The organism is Paenibacillus sp. Y5S-9, assembly GCF_036894235.1.
Lineage (GTDB): Bacteria > Bacillota > Bacilli > Paenibacillales > Paenibacillaceae > Paenibacillus.
Genome location: NZ_CP145887.1, coordinates 6440189 through 6460502, shown reverse-complemented (window position 1 = coordinate 6460502; position 20314 = coordinate 6440189). Strand labels below are relative to the sequence as shown.

Annotated in this window: 21 protein-coding genes; 13 read left to right on the top strand and 8 right to left on the bottom strand. The window is 47.0% G+C overall.

The features are described 5' to 3' along the window. Positions 1 to 156: 156 nt before the first annotated feature. From V6669_RS28355 to V6669_RS28340, 4 genes are all read left to right on the top strand, one after another. Positions 157 to 978: an ABC transporter permease gene (locus tag V6669_RS28355; protein ID WP_036612869.1), complete on the top strand. Its 822-nt coding sequence runs from the start codon at positions 157 to 159 to the stop codon at positions 976 to 978. Positions 979 to 982: 4 nt separating this feature from the next. Further along, on the top strand, positions 983 to 1774 hold the full coding sequence (locus tag V6669_RS28350; protein WP_017691790.1) for an ABC transporter permease: 792 nt from the start codon (positions 983 to 985) through the stop codon (positions 1772 to 1774). 18 nt (positions 1775 to 1792) lie between these two features. After that, positions 1793 to 2851 carry an ABC transporter ATP-binding protein gene (locus tag V6669_RS28345; protein ID WP_338588986.1) on the top strand — a complete coding sequence of 353 codons (1059 nt, stop codon included), beginning with the start codon at positions 1793 to 1795 and terminating at the stop codon, positions 2849 to 2851. Positions 2852 to 3023: 172 nt separating this feature from the next. After that, positions 3024 to 4763 carry an adenine deaminase C-terminal domain-containing protein gene (locus V6669_RS28340; protein ID WP_338588984.1) on the top strand — a complete coding sequence of 580 codons (1740 nt, stop codon included), beginning with the start codon at positions 3024 to 3026 and terminating at the stop codon, positions 4761 to 4763. A gap of 293 nt (positions 4764 to 5056) precedes the next feature. On the opposite strand, the gene V6669_RS28335 is transcribed toward V6669_RS28340, so the two are convergent. After that, on the bottom strand, positions 5057 to 5242 hold the full coding sequence (locus V6669_RS28335) for a hypothetical protein (protein ID WP_338588982.1): 186 nt from the start codon (positions 5240 to 5242) through the stop codon (positions 5057 to 5059). A 222-nt stretch (positions 5243 to 5464) separates the two neighbouring features. Between V6669_RS28335 and V6669_RS28330 the strand changes: the two genes are divergently transcribed. Beyond that, positions 5465 to 6202, top strand: coding sequence for an HAD family hydrolase (locus V6669_RS28330; RefSeq protein WP_338588980.1), 738 nt, complete (start codon positions 5465 to 5467; stop codon positions 6200 to 6202). Between the two features lie 71 nt (positions 6203 to 6273). On the opposite strand, the gene V6669_RS28325 is transcribed toward V6669_RS28330, so the two are convergent. Continuing rightward, positions 6274 to 6624, bottom strand: a complete 351-nt coding sequence (locus V6669_RS28325; protein ID WP_338588978.1) for a cupin — start codon at positions 6622 to 6624, stop codon at positions 6274 to 6276. A 360-nt stretch (positions 6625 to 6984) separates the two neighbouring features. On the opposite strand from V6669_RS28325, the gene V6669_RS28320 reads away from it, so the two are divergent. The 3 genes from V6669_RS28320 to V6669_RS28310 all read left to right on the top strand — a co-directional run bounded on the left by V6669_RS28320 (position 6985) and on the right by V6669_RS28310 (position 9426). Then, positions 6985 to 7464, top strand: a complete 480-nt coding sequence (locus V6669_RS28320) for a DNA starvation/stationary phase protection protein (protein ID WP_338588976.1) — start codon at positions 6985 to 6987, stop codon at positions 7462 to 7464. Between the two features lie 127 nt (positions 7465 to 7591). Further along, positions 7592 to 8803 carry a nitric oxide synthase oxygenase gene (locus V6669_RS28315; RefSeq protein WP_338595074.1) on the top strand — a complete coding sequence of 404 codons (1212 nt, stop codon included), beginning with the start codon at positions 7592 to 7594 and terminating at the stop codon, positions 8801 to 8803. A 155-nt stretch (positions 8804 to 8958) separates the two neighbouring features. Next, the gene (locus V6669_RS28310) at positions 8959 to 9426 is read left to right on the top strand and encodes an NUDIX domain-containing protein (RefSeq protein WP_338588974.1); all 468 of its coding nucleotides are present in this window, start codon (positions 8959 to 8961) and stop codon (positions 9424 to 9426) included. Between the two features lie 308 nt (positions 9427 to 9734). On the opposite strand, the gene V6669_RS28305 is transcribed toward V6669_RS28310, so the two are convergent. Continuing rightward, positions 9735 to 11090: an MFS transporter gene (locus tag V6669_RS28305; protein WP_338588972.1), complete on the bottom strand. Its 1356-nt coding sequence runs from the start codon at positions 11088 to 11090 to the stop codon at positions 9735 to 9737. 255 nt (positions 11091 to 11345) lie between these two features. On the opposite strand from V6669_RS28305, the gene V6669_RS28300 reads away from it, so the two are divergent. From V6669_RS28300 to V6669_RS28285, 4 genes are read left to right on the top strand one after another with little or no spacing between them, the layout of a single operon-like run. Then, the gene (locus tag V6669_RS28300; RefSeq protein ID WP_036612848.1) at positions 11346 to 12455 is read left to right on the top strand and encodes an ABC transporter ATP-binding protein; all 1110 of its coding nucleotides are present in this window, start codon (positions 11346 to 11348) and stop codon (positions 12453 to 12455) included. Beyond that, positions 12445 to 13278 carry an ABC transporter permease gene (locus tag V6669_RS28295; protein ID WP_017691799.1) on the top strand — a complete coding sequence of 278 codons (834 nt, stop codon included), beginning with the start codon at positions 12445 to 12447 and terminating at the stop codon, positions 13276 to 13278. The genes V6669_RS28300 and V6669_RS28295 overlap by 11 nt, the downstream gene beginning before the upstream one ends. Further along, on the top strand, positions 13253 to 14062 hold the full coding sequence (locus tag V6669_RS28290; RefSeq protein WP_062836831.1) for an ABC transporter permease: 810 nt from the start codon (positions 13253 to 13255) through the stop codon (positions 14060 to 14062). The genes V6669_RS28295 and V6669_RS28290 overlap by 26 nt, the downstream gene beginning before the upstream one ends. Continuing rightward, positions 14059 to 15132, top strand: a complete 1074-nt coding sequence (locus tag V6669_RS28285) for an ABC transporter substrate-binding protein (protein ID WP_338588967.1) — start codon at positions 14059 to 14061, stop codon at positions 15130 to 15132. Before V6669_RS28290 ends, V6669_RS28285 begins: the two co-directional genes overlap by 4 nt. Positions 15133 to 15462: 330 nt before the next feature. Here the strand turns inward: V6669_RS28285 and V6669_RS28280 are convergent, their stop codons facing one another. The 5 genes from V6669_RS28280 to V6669_RS28260 all read right to left on the bottom strand — a co-directional run bounded on the left by V6669_RS28280 (position 15463) and on the right by V6669_RS28260 (position 19714). Further along, the gene (locus V6669_RS28280) at positions 15463 to 15963 is read right to left on the bottom strand and encodes a hypothetical protein (RefSeq protein ID WP_017691802.1); all 501 of its coding nucleotides are present in this window, start codon (positions 15961 to 15963) and stop codon (positions 15463 to 15465) included. Between the two features lie 254 nt (positions 15964 to 16217). Next, on the bottom strand, positions 16218 to 17219 hold the full coding sequence (locus V6669_RS28275; RefSeq protein WP_091036009.1) for a cation diffusion facilitator family transporter: 1002 nt from the start codon (positions 17217 to 17219) through the stop codon (positions 16218 to 16220). Between the two features lie 194 nt (positions 17220 to 17413). Beyond that, positions 17414 to 18010, bottom strand: coding sequence for an SMI1/KNR4 family protein (locus tag V6669_RS28270; RefSeq protein ID WP_338588961.1), 597 nt, complete (start codon positions 18008 to 18010; stop codon positions 17414 to 17416). A gap of 259 nt (positions 18011 to 18269) precedes the next feature. Next, complete coding sequence (locus tag V6669_RS28265; RefSeq protein ID WP_338588959.1) at positions 18270 to 19040, bottom strand: class III extradiol ring-cleavage dioxygenase; 771 nt, start codon at positions 19038 to 19040, stop codon at positions 18270 to 18272. Further along, on the bottom strand, positions 19040 to 19714 hold the full coding sequence (locus V6669_RS28260) for an alpha/beta hydrolase-fold protein (protein WP_338588956.1): 675 nt from the start codon (positions 19712 to 19714) through the stop codon (positions 19040 to 19042). Before V6669_RS28260 ends, V6669_RS28265 begins: the two co-directional genes overlap by 1 nt. A gap of 228 nt (positions 19715 to 19942) precedes the next feature. Here V6669_RS28260 and V6669_RS28255 point away from each other — a divergent pair, with 228 nt between their 5' ends. Next, the gene (locus V6669_RS28255; protein ID WP_338588954.1) at positions 19943 to 20308 is read left to right on the top strand and encodes a glyoxalase superfamily protein; all 366 of its coding nucleotides are present in this window, start codon (positions 19943 to 19945) and stop codon (positions 20306 to 20308) included. The last annotated feature ends 6 nt before the right edge of the window (positions 20309 to 20314 follow it).

Genomic DNA, 20314 nt, shown 5'->3' with positions numbered 1-20314 from the left:
TATTAAGAAGGCGATCAAGAAAATCCAAGGATAACAGCGATCGTAAGAACGATTCGTAACCGGAACGGCTGGTGCGATGAACGTGGACGTTTATTTTTGAAATGTGCGCCACTGAAACGTGTGAATAAAACCATTTTAAGAGTCAGGAGTATCGCGATGAAGAAATCAGTAATCTACTGGCTATTGCTGCCGGGATTCGTGTTTTTGGCGGCATTTATGATCATTCCGATTGTCCTGACGATCGGGTCGACGTTTTTCCAAGAAAACTCCTTCACGTTTGAAGGATACATGCATTTTTTCAGAGACCCATACTTTTTGAAAATATTGCTTACGACGCTGCAAGTCAGCGTGGTCACCACCATCGTCTGTGTGGTGCTCGGATTCCCGACAGCTTATTATATTTCGCAGAAAGCGCCGCGCCGCAAAGGCATTTTGCTGGCACTGGCGATCTTCCCACTGCTGACGAGTCCGGTCGTGCGCTCGTTTAGCTGGATGATTATCCTTGGACGCAAAGGACTGATCAATAACACCCTTGTTGGTCTGGGTATCGTGGACAAGCCGCTGGATATTCTGTATACACCGGCAGCGATGATGATCGGTCTGACGCATCTGTTCCTGCCGCTGATGATTATCTCTCTGGTGGGTGTGCTTGAGAACATAGACGGTGACCTGCTCAAAGCAGCACAAAGTCTGGGTGCATCGCGCATTACGGCATTCCGCCGGGTCGTGTTCCCACTGGCTGTGCCAGGACTTGTGATCGGTGCCGTGCTTGTCTTTGTTGGAAGCCTGACGGCGTATACCACACCTGCCCTCCTTGGAGGTAAGCAACGCGTGATTGCTACGTTCCTGTATCAAAACGCCATGACCCTCAACGACTGGTATCTGGCCTCGGTTGTTGCCGCGATTATGATTGTGATTACATTTGTCGTGGTCGGTGTCATGAACAAAATGGCCAAAACTTTAAATCCGAAGGGGTAGACATATGCGGGAGAAACATATCGGGCTGGGCCTGTTCAGTCTGCTGGTCTTTATCTTTCTGCTGGGCCCGCTTCTGATCATATCGGTCACTTCGTTTGAACCGGGAACGGTACTCAAATTTCCGCCGGAAGGGTTCTCCTTCCGCTGGTATGAGAATATTTTCAACACAGGCGGTTTCCTCCGCACATTCCAAACGTCCATCATCATTTCCCTGCTGGGGAACCTGTTGGCGCTGGTGCTCGGAGTTCCGGCTGCGTATGCACTCAGTCGTTACGATTTCAAAGGCAAGTCTGTGCTGAACGCACTGTTCCTGTCCCCGGTACTGATCCCGGGAATCGTGCTTGGTTTTACATTGATGAAATACCTGATCGTAATCTACCATTTGCCAATGTATCTTGGACTGTTGATCGGTCATACGATTATCATGCTTCCATTTATCATTCGGGTTATCGCATCGAGTCTGTCGAGCTTTGACTTTGCAGTGGAAGAAGCTGCGCTGAGTCTTGGTGCGGGACGGGTAAGAACGTTCTTCACGATCGTGCTGCCTAACATCCGCTCAGGAATTATCGCTGCCGTGCTGATTGCCTTCTTGGAGTCCTTCAACAACGTGGACATCTCGGTGTTCATGACCGGACCAGGGGTAAGCACATTACCGATCCAGATGCTGACGTATGTGGAGAATTATTTTGACCCAACGATTGCAGCGATTTCCGTGCTGTTGATGGTACTGACCGGACTCTTAATGTTCGTGATCGAACGGATCATGGGCGGATTTTCATACTTTACTAAACGTTAATTGGAGGCGCAGAACGCTATGGCATTGCTGACATTAGACCACGTATCCGTGGCATACGATAAGCAGACAATCCTGAAGGATTTTCAGTTGGAGCTGGAAAAAGGTAAACTGCTCTCCCTGCTCGGACCGAGCGGTTGCGGCAAAACAACTACGCTGCGCCTCATCGCCGGATTTCTGGAAGCATCACAGGGCAAGTTTATGTTCGGCGGCAAGGATTATACGAAGGTTCCAGCGAACAAGCGGAACTTCGGATTTGTATTTCAGAGTTATGCGTTATTCCCGCATCTGTCTGTCTATGACAACGTGGCCTTTGGCCTGCGGATGCGCAAGGTGAAAGACAAGGATATCTCTTCCCGTGTGATGCGAATCCTGGAAGTCGTTAACCTGAATGGATTTGAGAAACGTTTTCCACAAGAACTGTCTGGTGGACAGCGTCAGCGTGTGGCGATTGCCCGCGCATTGGTGATTGAGCCTGATCTGCTCTTGTTTGACGAACCACTCAGTAACCTGGATGCCAACCTGCGCCTCAACATGCGGGTGGAGATTCGCCGGATTCAGCAAGAGCTGGGCATTACAACGTTGTATGTCTCTCATGACCAGGAAGAGTGCTTCTCGATCTCGGATCAGGTAGCGATTATGAACAAAGGCTTGGTCGAGCAGCTCGACCGCCCGGAAACGATTTTTAAATATCCGGCAACGGAGTTTGTCGCACGATTTATCGGGTTCCATAATTTCATTGAATTTGCGGATCGCAGCGATGTAGGTGAACTCATCACATTGCATGCAGGTGGCCGCACATTTACGGCAACAGCGCATCCTGGAACAGCACGTCCCGGTGCACGTAAAGGCGCGATTCGCCCGGATGATCTGATCGTTAGTGGAGATACCTCTGCGGATGTCGTGAACGCCTTGCCGGGCATTATCAAAGTAAGCACGTATCTGGGACGCAGTTATCAGTATGTAATTGAGACGGAGCTGGGTGACTTTACAGCAAATCAGGAGATGGAAACACCGTACCTTAGTGGGCAGCGTGTTAGCTTGATTTTCCCACAGGACAAGCTTGTATTGGTAGAGTAGTCGTGAATGTAGGGAGTAGCTTGAGGAGATAAGAGCAGTAAAGAAGACAATTCATACGATGATTCCGGACGAGGCAGTGGTACGCAATCAAGTGCATTGTCAGATTAAAGTACAGGTTCATTGTCTAGTCCGGATCGCGGTGAAATGTTTGTGAAGAAGGAGATTATGCCCCATGCGTGCAGATCAACTAATTATGAATGTACATGTGTATAACAGTTATTATAAACGGTTTGAAATGAACAACGTTGCTGTACTCGACGGCAGATTCCTGTATGTTGGACCCGGTGGATCTGAGATGATTCAGGCAGACGAAGTCATTGATGCGCGGGGAAGATACATGATTCCTGGCTTGATCGATATCCATCTGCATATCGAAAGTACGATGGTGACACCTGAAACCTTCTCCCATGGTCTGATTGGCTGTGGAGTAACGTCCATTGTCGCAGAACCGCATGAGATGGCAAATGTGTTTGGTCTTGAAGGTGTGCAGGAGATGATGGCTGCGAGTCGCGAGACGACGGTGGACATGTTCTATGCGATCCCAAGCTCGGTTCCAGCAACCCCGATGGAGACAACAGGTGGTTCGATTGAGATTGAAGATATGGATGTGTTGCTCGCAACTGGCGAGATTATCTGTCTCGGCGAGATCATGAACTATGTCGATGTCATCCGTGATCCGGAGTGCAAGACGAACCAGATTTTACAGCATATTCGCAAAAACTATCCCGATCTGGTGATCGAAGGTCATACACCGAAACTGCTTGGACTTGATCTGCATCGACTGATCTACGCAGGTATTGATTCCGACCATACCCATCAGAGCATTGAGGGATTACAGGCGCGGATTGCGGCAGGTATGTTTATTGAAATTCAGGAGAAATCGATGACCCCGGAAGTCATGGAGTACCTGATTCAACATGATGTGGCGCAGCATTTCTGCTTCGTAACGGATGATGTGATGCCGGATTCACTGGTGGAGCATGGTCATCTGGATCACATCGTACGCAAAGCAATTCAGATGGGGATGCGTCCTGAAGATGCAATCTATGCAGCAACATCTACCCCTGCTTCGCGGATGAAAATGACCGATCGTGGCAGCGTGGCCCCAGGCAAGGTGGCCGATTATGTGTTGCTATCCAACCTGGAGGAGCTTTCGATTGATCAGGTGTACAAAAACGGCCGCAAAGCTTATGACAATTCCGAACCGTATAAGCAAGAACGAGTAACCGGGCAATTCCCACCTCACTTCTATAAGAGTGTGCAGTTGGAGGAGCTTGGCGTAGCAGATTTTGCAATTCAGTTGTCAGACCCAAAAGTCAGTGGAGCAGGTGTTGATCTCGCTGATGAAGGCGAGTACCAATGCCGTGTCATGATGGTGAAGGATGGCTCTACTTTTGTGGAAGAACATATTGCACCGATTCAGTCTGCGGATGGTGAATTGTTATGGGAAGAAAGCGGATATGCGCAGATCGCGACCTTTGAACGTTATGGCGTGAACGGCAATCGTGCACATGGTCTGATCGGTGGAGACACCATCAAACGTGGCGCCATTGCAACGACATATTCACACGACAATCACAACCTGTTGGTTGTAGGACGTAATCGTGAAGATATGATATTGGCAGCTAACACAGTAATTTCGAGCCAGGGTGGCTTCTGTGTGGTGGAAGACGGCAAGGTGCTGTCCCATCTGGAACTTCCCGTAGGTGGCATTTTGACGGAAGAACCACTTGCAGTGGTGTCCCATCAAGTGAAGGAACTGAGAGCAGCGATGTTGTCTCTTGGGTATGTGCATTACAACCCGATCATGTCGATCAGTACTCACTCTCTTGCGGTAAGTCCGGCACTGAAGATCACGGACCATGGCCTGATTGATGTGAATGCAGGTAAGGTTGTATCGTTAGTAATCTAATTAGAATACACACATTCTGTGATGTACCTTCAATTGGATTGTGTGATAGTGGAGTAATTTGGATTAGATAAAGCAGGGCACCTCAGTTCACAACGATGTATGTTGTGGAAAGGGGTGTTCTTTATTTATATAAAAGAGCCACGAACTTTTCTTTATATAGCTAACGCTCGATTTCGCCTATCCTTATTTGACTCAGGAGAAGAACTTGTCCTCATAAAATAAAAAAACCGCTAACTTAGCGATTTTCAGTGGGCTATGTTTATATGTTTTATACCAGTTGCTTCATTGTTAAATTATAATAATTTCTCCGGGTTTTTCACTTTAATTGAAAGAACCTCTCCGCAATCCAAACAAACCGTGAATACTCTTTCCGAGCCAAGCGCCAATTTCTTATCCAATGGACGAAGATTGATGAAATCCGTTGCTTGTACGAAAGACGTTCCTCCACAATCAGTACATTTCTTTTCAGAAATATCCATATATTCATCCCACCTTTTTAATCTTTAAAAGAGTCTTTAATATATTATATTCCATTAACTGGAATAAGACAATTGCTTATATACCTGTCTGTGTAGGCTTACGCTCATATGTAATGATCTGATCGTTATAATACGATGTTTCATTGTTTGGACGGAACCAATGGATAGATATATAGTAAGAAGAGAATGTTTGGACTCAAAGCAGGAGGATAGACAACGATTATGAATGAGATAAATAATGCTAAAACCATATTTTTCGACGTGGATGATACTTTATATGATCACTTGCAGCCGCTTCGTGGCGCGTTGCAGGAAGTTCTCGGCCTGCCGGATGAGTTCCCTTATGCTGAGGCCTACCACCGTTTTCGCTATTATAGTGACTGGTTGTCTGCACAAGAAGATCTGTCTGCTGTACCGGAGCCGGATGCGGTGGAGAGAATGCGCCGTCGAAGGTTTGAGTTGACGATGGAGGAGTTTGGACTTCCCCTACAATCGGGACAGGCTGAAGAACTGCAAGCTCAGTATCTGATCAGACAGTTCGAGATTGTACCTTTTCAAGGAGCATATGAGCTGATAAGAAGGCTTCAGGCAGAAGGTCATACCGTTGGTCTGATCACCAATGGAGAAGGAGAGCATCAGCGGCGCAAGCTTGAAGCACTGGATGTGCTCAGTCTCGTGGACGAGCATCTGATTTTCATCTCCGGTATGACTGGTTATGCCAAGCCAGATCGCAGGTTGTTTGAATATGTGAGTAAGCAGTCTGGGACAGATCCCCGTTCCAGCTATTACATTGGAGACTCGTGGCGTAATGATGTGGTAGGTGCAGTGGATGCAGGCTGGACAGTTATCTGGTTCAACCATCGGGCGGCGCTGCCGGAGTCCGATCATCAACCTCATTTTGTAGCATCAAGCTATGAAGAGATCAGTCGTATTCTGACTTTTGAGTGTGTTCAAGCTTAAGGAGATTTATGTTTAAAGGAGCAGTCCTGTTACCGTCTTAGGAGCAGGTCTGCTTTTTTATATTATACCTTCTATAAAGGCAACAATAATGAGGCGTCTAACTGCTCGCTTTCAATTACAATTGCCATGAGTCCAGCTTCAGTTTTGGTTTCGTGCCATTCATCTTTATCCCAGAGTACGGCCTCGCCACAATGCACTTTGATGTATTCATTTGCTTCACCTCTAACCCAACCCTCTCCACTTACGATTAAAAGGAGTTGAGAAACCACAGCTTGGTGATAACCTACTATTCCACCCTCAGCCAAGTGCATACATCCGATATGAGCTGCTTTGTTAGTCTGCGTAATACGTGACATTACAAAATTAGATTCGAATTTGGTAATCTTTTTTCCTGACTCTTGTTTAAATTGAAATATCCTCATGTTTACCTCCGCAATAGTGACTAAGTTAACTTCCTATAATGGTAACTATCTTTATGATGGGTATCATCCTATTTGACTAATTTATGGTTAATCTGATCAGATGAGTCTATCATAGCTCCAATCGTTTAGGAACAGTTTGCTTACCTTCACCATTTTGTTAGTTGTGTGTGCCAACGTTTCTATGAAGCTGTACTTCATGGAATCTTCATTTACAAGACAGTGCAAAAGCCTTCCCAAACAGGATATGCAGTGTTATAATTAAAACAAGATTTAGATTAAGTCTAAATTAAAAGAAGCAAACCAAAGCAATCCATCATAAAATTCAAATTCTATTTTTATATTCGAGAGGGGATAAATTCCATGAGCACAATCCAAACTAGAAACAACACTTTTGCCAACAACGCCACAGCACTTCAAGAGGTTCTGAACCGTCAGATCGCAGGATGGTCTGTACTGTACACGAAACTGCATAACTTCCACTGGTATGTTCAAGGACCTCATTTCTTCACACTGCATGCCAAATTCGAAGAGCTGTACAATTTAGCTACGGCGAATATGGACGAAGTTGCAGAACGTTTGCTGGCTATTGGTGGACGTCCGGTGGCTACAATGGCTGAACAGCTGCGTCTTTCTCCAATTGAAGAAGCACAAGGGCATTTGTCTGCTGAGCGTATGGTAGAGTCGGTGGTTGCTGATCTGCGTACAATGGTGGAAGTGATTCATCAAGGCATTCACGAAGCGGGAGAAGCAGAGGATAACGCAACGGAAGATATGCTGATTGGATTTACCGCTGTGCTGGATAAAGAGGTCTGGATGTTAAACGCATTTATGGGCAAATAAGCAAGGTTACCCTTCATCCTGACAACGATATGTAGAGTCCGTGAACAAAGTGTCCGTTCGCTTACAAATCCAGTGCGCTTGCCGTATAATGATGGCATCCAAGATGTACAGAATGGTGGAATGAATGATGCGGTCAGACCTGGAACAATTGCAGGAAGAAGCTGAACGGTTTATATATACATGTTATGAAGAGCTGGGCCATTCGCGTGAAGACGCGCAGGCCCGGCTTGTTGCCGTTATGGGAGAGATCGAAGCAACGGGTACCTATGTGCATACCACAGGAGAATTGGAGCAGGGGTGCAAAATGGCCTGGCGGAACAGTAATCGCTGCATCGGGCGGCTGTTCTGGGACAAACTTCGGATCGTGGATGCCCGTCATGCCGATACGGCAGGAACGGCAGCGGATGCGGTGATGAATCATATTCATGTGGCATCCAACGGAGGTAAAGTGATTCCGATGATTACGATCCTTCCACCGGATGGGCCGAATGGAGCTCCGGTACGTGTCTGGAATCATCAGCTTATTCGTTATGCAGGATATGAGACGGAGCAAGGCATTATTGGAGATCCTGCTTCGGTGGAACTGACCAAGTCGGCGATGTCACTTGGCTGGCAAGGAGCAGGCACCTCATATGATGTGTTACCACTCATTATTCAGGCACAAGGACAAGCGCCAGAGTGGTATGTTATACCCGAAGAAGAGATTGTGGAAGTGATGATTGAGCACCCGGAGCAGAAGGAGATTGCTGAACTGGGTATGCGTTGGTATGGTGTGCCGATGATCGCCGATATGCGTCTGGAGATTGGAGGTATATCCTACCCCGCAGCGCCGTTTAATGGCTGGTATATGGGTACTGAGATTGGCGCCCGTAATCTGGCGGACACGTTCCGGTATAACAAATTGCCTGCGGTGGCGGCAGCGTTCGGATTGAAAACATCTAGTGAAACGACATTGTGGAAGGACCGGGCCTTGGTGGAGCTGAATGTGGCTGTGCTGCATTCGTTCAAAAAAGCAGGCGTGAGCATTGTGGATCACCACACAGCGGCAGCGCAATTTGCTATGTTTGAACAGCGGGAAGAGAAGGCTGGACGTGAGCTGACCGGGGATTGGGTGTGGCTGATTCCGCCAGTGTCTCCGGCGACAACGCATATTTTCCACAGCTCCTATCGCAATGAGATTGTGAAGCCGAACTTTTTCCATCAGGATCAGGCGTATACCCTGAAAGATGGTGTGGCATCTGCCGTGGAGCCGCGAAGCAGCGAGCAGCAGAATGCACAGGTAGAGCATCCCCAGCCACAGGCTGGTGAGGCACCAATGAAATGCCCGTTTGCACATTAAATTGTGCAGGCGGGTTATTTTTTGTGGTCCTTTTTTATCAAACGAAGGGCTTTAAAATAGGAAAAAAATGAAAATATTCTTTCTCTATATGGAAATATATAACACACCTATAATGAAGCCATGACTTTGACTTCACATAGGGGAGGGAACAATTCATGGGTTATATTGAAACGTTGCGAGGAATGGTTGGCAATGCTCCTGTTATTTTGGTTAGACCGAGTATATTGATCTTGAATAAGACAGGTGAGATTCTATTAGTTCGACATCTGGATGATACGTGGGGAGTACCAGGTGGAAATATGGAGCTCGGCGAATCGGTGGAAGAGTCTGCAATGCGAGAGGTCAGAGAAGAGATTGGGATAGAGATCAAGAAACTTCATCTGTATGGTGTCTTCTCAGGAAAAGAGTTATATACGAAATTAAGAAATGGGCATGAATACTATAATGTGGTCATTGGTTATATTTGCACGGAGTATGAGGGAGAATTAAAGCCGGATGGGGTAGAAGTTCTTGAAGCAAGGTTTTATAAACCAACAGAATTACCTGACACGACCGACCCTTACTTAAAAAGAAAAATCCAAGAAAATGCAGAGAATATAGCAACATTATTAGGAAAAGCATAATCGAGAGGTTGCCACCGAAATGGTTTCTCTCACGAGTTGTAGAGCTAACGAACCGAGCGCGCCTTATAGGGCTGATTAATTGTGAAATTATAATTTAACGAACATCAGTGGCGTTATATCGGCATTAACCTGCCTGAAACCGATGCAGGAGCAATAAATCAAGGAAATAGCGCCTCTGTGATTCGTTAAAATACTGTCCTGTGGAAATTGAAGCGAATAACACTTGTGCGGTTCGTTAGAAAAAAATTATGCTAATGAAGGGATGTCCTCCGTCGTGTTTATGACTTGTGGACATCTCCCTTTTGCATTTACACCGGTTTTGTCTTGTACCGACTGCGCATCACGGCCTGAACTACAATGGCAACAGCAATCAGCACCAGATTGAACACAAACACGGAGTAAAGCGATCCAACTTCCATAAGTAGCGCTGCAACCAGTGGAGATACGATGGAGCCGATCTCGGCAGCTGAGACAATTTTGCCTATAACAGAGCTTCGACTCTCGTCCGGGATATGATCACCAATATGAGCAAAGAACGAATCCATGTAACATGCACCGCCAACCCCGCCAATGAGCATGCCAACGTAGACCCATAGATGGGAGGACGTGCTTAGAAATACAACAACTTCGATTCCAATCAGGAACATGCCGAGCATACAGAGTAACAGACGATCGCCTAACCGGTCAGAGAGATAACCAACAAAGGGGGCAGCGGCAAGCGTAGAAATCCCGGATACGGTGAAGGCGAGACTGGTTGCAAAGGGGTCCCAATGCATGATGTGAGCTGCATACAGTGCAAAATAGGTGAGGAATACCGCATAGGCGCTCATCTCCAAAAAATGTACTGTGCCGTAGCCGAGAAGCTGTTGCCGCTGTGTGAGCTTTGTAGACAAATCTTGAGTATGCTTTGCATCAGACGGTGATGAAGATAAAGGAGGCGCAGTCGATACAGTAGTATGAGGGTGGGAGTCACTTGTAGTGGAGTCTACAACTTTATCCGTGTGGAGTACTGAGTGTGCTGAGTTGACCAGAGGTTCTTGTGTCACCGTAGTAGAAGGATCTTCTAATGGATGATCACTTAACGTACTTCCGGATTCATGAGTAGCTCTAGCTTGTGCCGTCGTCTTTATCCCCATCGCAGCGACCACGGCCATCAGACAACATACGGTAACGAGTAAAAAAGGCACCGACAATGGCCAGTGCAGCGCAAGCCAGCCACTAATGACTGGGCCAAGTACCATACCGCCGCCTTCACTGCTGCTGATATACCCATTGTACAGCCCGCGGTTGTCTACATTACCCCCATCCCCGATGATGGAACGTACGACCACGGTAAGGCCCGTGGAAGCGAGCCCCTGTAGAAGTCGGAGCAGGCCGAATAATACCGCAGCAGTAGACACCGCGAAGCCGCCCATGCAGACAGCCAGCAGGATCAGCATCAGGATGAGCGCCTTTTTCCCTCCAAGCCTTCTATAAATTGCCGCAGCAGGTATACCACCAATCACTTTCCCTACATAAAAAAGTGCAAAAATAACCCCCATCATCCAGCCGGACAGGCCGAATTCCTCAATAAACAAAGGAAACAGGGGCAGGATCATGAATCCGCCCATCTGACTTAGGAAACAAATGGTCATCAGCAAAGGCAGGTTACGACGAATATCCAAGAGCCAAGACTCCTCTCACACATAAAATGGAATCCTAAAAATCCTTCATTTACTCCATATGGGTACGTATTATCGACATTACCCGTAATGTATGCAGAATTTTTGAAAATAAGAAGAAATGACACGCGGCGTTTACATCAAAACCATTGCGGATATACCTGAATCATATATAATAGATGGGTTATCTATAAGGATGCATGAACGAAAGTGTACAGAATTAAGAGGTACCTCAAGTATAAGGGGGCGATGTGAAGCATGTCAGAACAACAACCGATTATCCGCTTCGAAGCGGTGACTCAGCAATACGATCAGGATGAAGCCGTATTGAAGGCAGTCAGCTTTGAGATTGAGCGGGGTAAATTTTATACGCTTCTTGGCCCATCGGGCTGCGGGAAAACAACGATATTGCGGCTGATTGCCGGTTTTGCGGAGCCGACACAGGGCAGTATTTATTTTAACGGTGCGCTCATCAACCGGGTGCCTGCCCACCAGCGGCAGGTGAATACCGTATTTCAGGATTATGCGTTATTTCCACATTTGAATGTATTTGAGAACGTAGCTTTTGGTTTGCGGATCAAAAAGATGAAAACGGCTGAAATTCGCAGCAAAGTGTTGGAAGCCCTCAAATTCGTCAATCTGTCCGGTTATGAGAACCGTGAAATTGGTGAAATGTCCGGCGGACAACGACAACGGGTTGCGATTGCACGCGCAATTGTGAACGAACCTGAAATTCTGCTGCTGGACGAGCCGCTCTCAGCACTCGATCTGAAGCTACGGACTGAGATGCAGTATGAATTACGGGAGCTGCAACAGCGACTGGGCATCACGTTTATCTTTGTTACACATGATCAGGAAGAGGCCTTGGCGATGTCGGATGAGATCTTTGTCCTGAATGGAGGCGTGATTCAACAGAGCGGTACACCGAATGATATCTATGATGAGCCAATTAACCGCTTTGTGGCAGACTTTATCGGGGAATCGAACATTGTATCAGGCAAAATGAAGCAGGACTTTGTGGTAGAGTTTGCTGGCGCACAGCACGAGTGTGTCGATCAGGGTCTCCAGCGGGACGAGCCGGTAGAGATTGTCATTCGCCCAGAGGATCTGGAGATTACAACCGAAGACCAAGGCAAACTCAAGGTCAATGTGGATTCCCAGTTATTCCGCGGGGTGCATTACGAGATATCCACGTACGACGATGCGGGCAATGAGTGGCTTGTTCATTCAACCAAGAAAGCCGTTGTCGGCGCACGGATTGGACTGTATTTTGACCCGGAAGCGGTACACGTCATGCGCTTTAACGAGACCGAAGAAGAGTTCGACAAACGACTCGAAGCCTACCAAGAGGCCGCTCATGCAGACTAAGGCCAGCACACGCAATGCGTATCTGATTCCATATGTATTATGGATGGTGTTGTTTGTTGTGGCGCCGGTTCTGCTGGTCATCTATTATTCGTTCTTTGATGTGGAGGGTAACTTCACGTTTGGCAACTACGCCCGATTCTTCACACCGGTGTACTTGCAGATGACGCTCAGTTCGTTCTGGTATGCATTTCTGATTACGGCGTTCTCACTGCTGATCTCGTATCCAACGGCGTATATGCTGACCCGGACGAAGCACAAGCAGCTATGGTTGCTGCTGATCATTCTGCCAAGCTGGATCAATCTTTTGTTAAAAGCGTACGCCTTCATCGGCCTGTTCGGAACGTACGGTCTGACCAACTCCCTGCTTGAAGTGGTGGGTATTGGTACACAGCAGATTTTGTTCACCGATTTCAGCTTTATTTTTGTCTCGGTGTACATCTTCATTCCATTCATGATTCTGCCGATCTTCAATGCGCTGGAAGAGATGAATCCATCGTTGATCTATGCGGCGCGTGATCTGGGAGCCTCATCGTGGCTGACATTCCGCCGAGTTATCTTTCCACTGACGATTAGTGGAGTGAAGTCAGGCTGTCAGGCTGTATTTATTCCTGCGCTGTCTCTGTTCATGATTACCCGCCTCATTGCGGGGAACCGTGTAATTACGCTGGGAACAGCGATCGAACAGCATTTTCTCGTCACCCAGGACTGGGGGATGGGTTCAACGATTGCCGTCTTTTTGATTATTGCGATGGCGATTATTATGTTCCTGACTGGATCAGGCAAGAAGGAGGTGCGTAATGGGAAGAAACGGAAAGCTGTCTAACGTCTATCTAGCCGTTGTATTCGCCATATTGTACGCACCGATTGCGTATCTGATCTTCTATTCCTTCAATAGTGGCGGCCACATGCGCAGCTTCGAAGGATTCACGCTTGAATGGTACAGAGAGGTATTCGCTGATACTCGGCTGCTCATCATTGTGCTGAATACATTTATCATTGCGCTCCTGTCATCAGCGATCTCAACGATCCTTGGTGTAGCAGGAGCACTGGCGATCTACCATGTGCGTCGCAAACGGACCAAGAACACGCTGTTGTCACTCAATAACGTGCTCATCGTTAGTCCGGATGTCATCATTGGTGCGTCATTCCTGATTCTGTTCACCATGATTGGCATCAAACTGGGCTTCACTTCCGTCCTGCTGTCTCATATCGCATTCAGTGTACCGATTGTTGTAATCATGGTACTGCCGAAGCTGCAGGAGATGAGTCCAACACTGATGGATGCAGCGCGCGATCTGGGTGCTGGTTCATGGCAGATTCTGACGCGTGTGGTACTGCCATACGTGAAACCAGGTATTTTTGCCGGATTCTTCATGGCGTTGACGTACTCGCTCGATGATTTTGCAGTAACATTCTTTGTTACGGGTAATGGTTACTCTACACTCTCGGTAGAGATATACTCCAGAGCAAGGCAGGGTGTATCCTTGTCCATCAATGCCCTGTCCACCCTATTGTTCCTGCTCACGGTGCTGCTGGTGGTCGGATATTACTTCATTAACCGCCGTGCAACACGGATACCACCCGGAGGAAAGGGGCTGCGTCCATGAAGCAACTGGTACGGACATTTGCGATTGTTTTTGTGGCCGCGTTTGCCCTGATGATCCTGGCTTCGTATCTGAACAAGAGTCAGGGTTATTCTGGCGGCAACACGCTGACCATCTATAACTGGGGCGATTATATCGACCCAGATCTGCTCAAGGAATTTGAGGACGAGACTGGCATTAAGGTTATCTATCAGACGTTTGACTCCAATGAAGCGATGCTGACCAAGATTGAGCAGGGCGGTACTACGTTTGATGTGGCGATTCCTTCCGAATATGCGATTAGCAAAATGAAAGAGGAAGACCTGCTCGTTCCAATTGATCAAAGCAAATTGACTAACCTGAGCAACATCGATCCGCGGTTCTTGGACTTGTCCTTTGACGAAGGCAACAAGTACTCGATCCCTTATTTCTGGGGAACAGTGGGGGTTGTGTTCAATCCTGAACTGGTGGATGGGTTGACGTTTGATAGCTGGAACGACCTGTGGGACCCGCGCCTGAAAAACCAAATCCTGCTCCTTGATGGCGCACGTGAAGTCATTGGGATGGGATTAAACAGTCTTGGGTATTCTCTGAATGATACCAACGAAGACCATTTGCAAGAAGCGCTGAAGAAGCTGTCTACACTGACGCCAAACGTCAGAGCAATTGTCGGAGACGAGATCAAGATGCTGCTTGCGAACGAGGAGGCAGCGGTTGGACTCGTGTGGTCTGGGGATGCATCCGAGATTATGGATGAGAACGACAAGTTGGATTACATGGTGCCTGAAGAAGGCTCGAACCTCTGGTTCGATAACATGGTTATTCCGAAGACAGCGAGTAATATTGAAGGAGCACACCAGTTTATCAACTTCATGCTGGACCCGGATCATGCCGCTCGCAATGCGGAGTATGTCGGGTATTCCACACCAAACGCCGAGGCGCTTAAGCTGCTGCCAGAGGACATCTCGGAGGATGAACGCTTCTATCCGGACGAGACACTGACAGGCAAGCTGGAGGTCTACGATAATCTGGGAAAAAAAATGCTCTCGCATTATAACGACCTGTTCCTGGAGTTTAAAATGCACAGTAAATAACCGCCAATAACGTGTGCACATTTCGTTAGATTCTGAAAAAAACAAAAAGGGTTGCTGCTCGTCATTCAAGTGAAATGATGAGCAGCAACCCTTTTCTATTACCTGCTTCAGAGCAATAGCGCTTGAAGTGCCATATAAGATGAACATTTAAGATCACACGTTAACGGAGGGGACAGAACAAACGAAGGAAGTGAAGCGCTCGCCTTTATCAACGGATTTTCCCATTGCTAGATTGGGATTCAAAAAAATCCGGGGATAACAGCGATCCGAAGTTGTTCTGTCACCGTAGTGGCTCAGTTGATCCCACCTAATCATCTTATATGAACGACACTACATGCGCTTTTTGCGACCCACCATGATCCATGCCCCACCCATAATCAGCACAATCGCCACGAACGGTTGAATAAAGCTCAAGCTGCTCAGCATCGTGCCAATCGACATCACAGCGAAGAATAGCAATGATATCACCGTAAGAATGTTGATGGGGATCAGCAACCATTTGTTCCGACCACCGAACCAATACAATTCGAACAAACCAACAGCAACAGCAAGAATGAAGCCCGGCCACATCGTACCCCAGTTGTTAAATAGCATGGCAATCTGACAGACGATACCAACCGTGAGCAGCAACCCACCAGGAACCAGAAGTCCAACCCCTCTGCCAATCATGGAGAAGTACAGCCAGTGGAAGAACAGTCCGAGTGGAATCACGAACAATGTGGGCCAGAAAGTCGCAAAGATCGTACCCGGACCGAGTGAACCTCCCTGGTTCAGAATCAGGTACACGCCCAGTAAAATGAGAACAGGCGCCAGGATCGTACGTTTAGCCATAATATCTCTCCTTCTTAATACAAGATCAATTTTCCGAACGGTTGTATGTAGAGCAATTACTTTCGTTATTCACAGCATACCATGAACTGGAAAAGTCTATCCTCCGTCTTTGGAGTTAAAGTGAACCTAGACCAAAGTCTAGGTAAGTATTTGGGCAACTACCTCTTTGTAGATGAGTGTGTAGTTGAACATACTAAAAACCCACTCTGTTGAAGAGTGGGTTCTGTCATTCTTTTTATCCAAAACGAAGCTTGTTATTTCACCACATCTGAATGTTTCTTGCCCCAGCTGTTCACACCGTCATCCTCAATAATGGAGATGGCAGCGTCGGCGATATCGGGGTTCGTCATCAGTTTCTCCTGAATACGGAACTTGATGTCATCCGCATCAGCCAGGCTGAGTCCTTTGGTCAGTTCAATCAGACCTTCCACATGATAATAACGGCCTTCCTGAATAATACGCATCATCTGAATGTCAGCAACATGTGTGTCTGCCAGAATGGTTTGGGACACTTTGTCCTCAATATCCTGTGGAGCCGCTACACCAATCAATCCGATCATATTATCGTAACCGACACGGAAGGCTACAGCGATCATCAGACATCCAATAATCGTTGTCACAATGCCATCGAGCAATGCAAAATTGGTTAATGCAATGACTACAACGGAGATCAAGGCGAGTGTCGCACCGAGTACTGCTACAACATCTTCGTAGAATACGAGACGGGTTGGTGGCGCAGCACGGCCTACATTTTTGATGGCAGCAGGGACCAAGGCAAATCCGGCGGCTTTGGGTGCGCGTGCTTCTTTGAGAATTTCCTTCATGGCTTTGATCAGGATGGCCCCGTCAATGACAATGTTCAGAACAAGCACTCCGATGTTAATCCAGAGACCGCCGGTATGACCAACAGGATGCTGGAGCAGGTGAATCCCCTCATGAATGGTCTCATAGGCCATAATCGTCACGACAATAACGGCGATCATACAGAAAATGTTGATGACCCGTCCGAATCCGGTCGGGAAGCGGCGTGTAGGTTTTTTCTCGGACAGCACACTTCCGACAAAGACAAACCCTTGGTTAATGGCATCAGCGAGTGAATGCATCGCCGAAGCGAACATGGCACCACTGCCACTGAATAGGAAGGCTCCCCCTTTGCACACCGCAAGAACAGCATTACCTGCCATCGCTACGGCGGAGGATGTGTTTCCTTTTTTGACGAGAGACATAAAGCTCTCAGACTTCGGTTGTTCAGCCACTTCGTGTGTTCCTCCCAGATCAATGTATTAGGTGTAGAAAAGGCATTTTATCTATACAGCATGTGCATTTCCACTAAATGTTATTATAACCGCTTTGACATATCCCAGCATTATGCAAAAAAGGTCATATCATCATGTTGATCATGTGATCCATAGGGAGTAGGCTGATGCCAGTGTGGATACGTTATACTTTCTCAGTACTCGATGGCCTCAATGGCACGTAAATTCCGGTTGGATTGTTCCAATAGTTCCGTAAACGTGCCAGCGACATAATATACAAAATCCGGATCATGTACATACATAATAATTTGCCCAACCGTTCCTTGCTCTGTCGGATCAAAATCGAACATCAGATACAGTGAGCCACCTCCAAGCATGCCAAACGTGATCCATTTCTTTTGAAAAAGGTAGGGTTTGATTCGGGGATCAAGCTCACCGATCTCTTCTTCGGTAAAATAATCATCCATGCGGTTCTCCACCAGCGTGGACTGCTCCTTTTGAATTTTTTCCAGGGATAACAGATAAAATGGTTCGGATTCCTGTCCATCCTCAAGGCTTGGATACAAGACGTGAAAGGCATAACCGCTCCCATTTTTACGTTTATAAAACGCACGAAAATCAGCAGGCAAACGAATACCTTGTTCACGCTCGAATGCGTCGAGCTGCCCATCCGTCACGCCTTCAAACTGGCGATAAGCCTCCAAGAGTTCCCGGTTTTCCTCATCCTGTACCTTCTCCTCCAGCAACATATCCAGTTCATCCATCAATTCATATATACGCTGTTCTGGCATCCAATTCCCTCCGTATGAGCTATTCAGATAATATGGTGAGTGATATGCGAGCAAACTGTGCCTGATTTCACCTCATATTATAGTTATAATCCGGGAAAGCACACAAGAAACCGGAGTCCTTGCTTTATATACTACAATGGTCTCATTATTCAAGGACGGTAACAACAAATAAAGCGTGAGCAACAGGGGCATTCCCTGTAACTCACGCTAGTTATTTATCTACTATATAAAATGAAACTAACCTTTTATATAGTCCTCTTTATTCAAACTTCCAGCAGGACAAGCTCAGGTTGCCATACTGATAGGCTTTGAACAGGAGCGATGCTCGCTTGTTCTGATCTCCCGCACCCATCGCCAGCAACAGTGGTACAAAATGCTCCGGGGTAGGCACGGCGGCTTGAGCTGAAGGTGCCAGTTTATCATAGGAGAAGAGAGACGCCGTATCCCAACTCACCAGCTTGTCATGCAGCCAGTTGTCAAACTCCGATGCCCACGGGTCAACGCCGTTACTTTCCCAGTTCAATCGACGCAGATTGTGAACGGTTCCGCCGCTGCCGATCACAAGAATGTCTTGCTCACGTAAGGAAGCGAGCGCTTGTCCAACCTGATATTGCTGCTCACCTGTCAGATAGCGATTCACGGACAAGGCAACTACGGGAATATCCGCATCCGGGTAGAGCAGGCGTAGCACAACCCAAGCGCCGTGATCCAGGCCACGAACATCATCCGTTTGTACCGGAATCCCGGCTTCCGCGAATAGACGCTCCACCTCGGCTGTAGTCTCTGCATGTCCTTGAGCGGGGTATTTAATCTGGTACAATTCAGGCTGGAAACCGCCAAAATCGTAGATGGTCTCGTAATTGGCTACCGAGGATACAAGCTGAGTTGTGGATTCCCAGTGAGCAGAGAACAATATAATTGCTTTGGGTTTCGGCAGTTCTTGTCCGAGTTTCTGCAGAAAATCGGTGTACACATTCTCCTCCAGTGCTAGTGATGGGGCACCGTGAGCAATAAACAGGGATGGCATCATTATAAATTCAGTCCTTTCGAGTCATCGGAAGTCAGGTTCGCATCCGTGCGAAGCCATTGTTGGAATTGTTGATATAGATCGGGGGTCACCTGGTGTCCACCGTTGTAAGGAACATATGTGACGTGATTGGTATGTTGACGGAAGAAATTGGCGTTATCTTCGCCCAGCTGGAGCGGGAATAGATGATCCTGATCCCCATGCGATATGAACACAGACAGCTCCGAATCGGGTTGTAGCTTGTACTCGTCTTTCACAAATTGCGGGATGTACCCACTCATCGCTACAATGCCTTTAATTGCATCTCCCATGATCAGCGATAGAGTCATTGCCATAATGGCGCCCTGGCTGAATCCGGCGATATAACGCCGCGTGGGATCAATAGCATATTTGGCGGACAGATCAACAATCAACTGTTGCAGTCCCAGCACGGAGGCATCATACAATTCGCGGATGGGGTTGCCAATGCTTTTGATCTGAAAATAAGCATAACCACTACCCTGAACGATAGGCCCACGGATGGCAACAATAATAAAATCAGACTGCATAGGCTCCATTAAACGAAGCATATCCTGTTCATCTGATCCCATGCCATGTAAGGCGAAGATTACGGGATAACGTTGATCTGGATTGTAATGAGACGGTAATCGGATTTCATGTATATAAGGAGAATTCATTGAAAACACCACCTGATGAGGATTGAGTTAGATATATAGCTTAGACAATAAAGTTCACAAATATGAAATAAATATTCTTATTTATGAACAAAATTTATCATGGTTTCATTGTAGGGTCAATACTTTTTTTGTATGATGAATATATGTTGTGTATAAGAAACCTTGAAGAGTTTTAAAAGAAGTATCGCTACGCATGGTTTATATCTTATTCCCGAGGACGTGATCAGGATGTTAAAGAGTATCGTGCCTATTCTGAGAATATTTGATGAAAATAAAGCTAGAGAGTTTTACCTTGAATACCTGGGTTTCCAATTGGATTGGGAACATCGATTTGAGCAAGATATGCCCTTATATATGCAGGTTTCGCTCGATTCCATCGTGATTCATCTGTCCGAACATCATGGAGATTGTACACCTGGAGCTGCGTTACGTGTGGATACGGATAACTTGGATACATTCCATGGTGCACTTCGTCAGAAAGAGTACAAACATGCGAGACCCGGTATCGAGGAGACCCCTTGGAATTCAAGGGAAATGACCGTGACAGATCCGTTTGGCAATCGGATTATATTTGTTGAGACACGTGGCGAATAGATAACC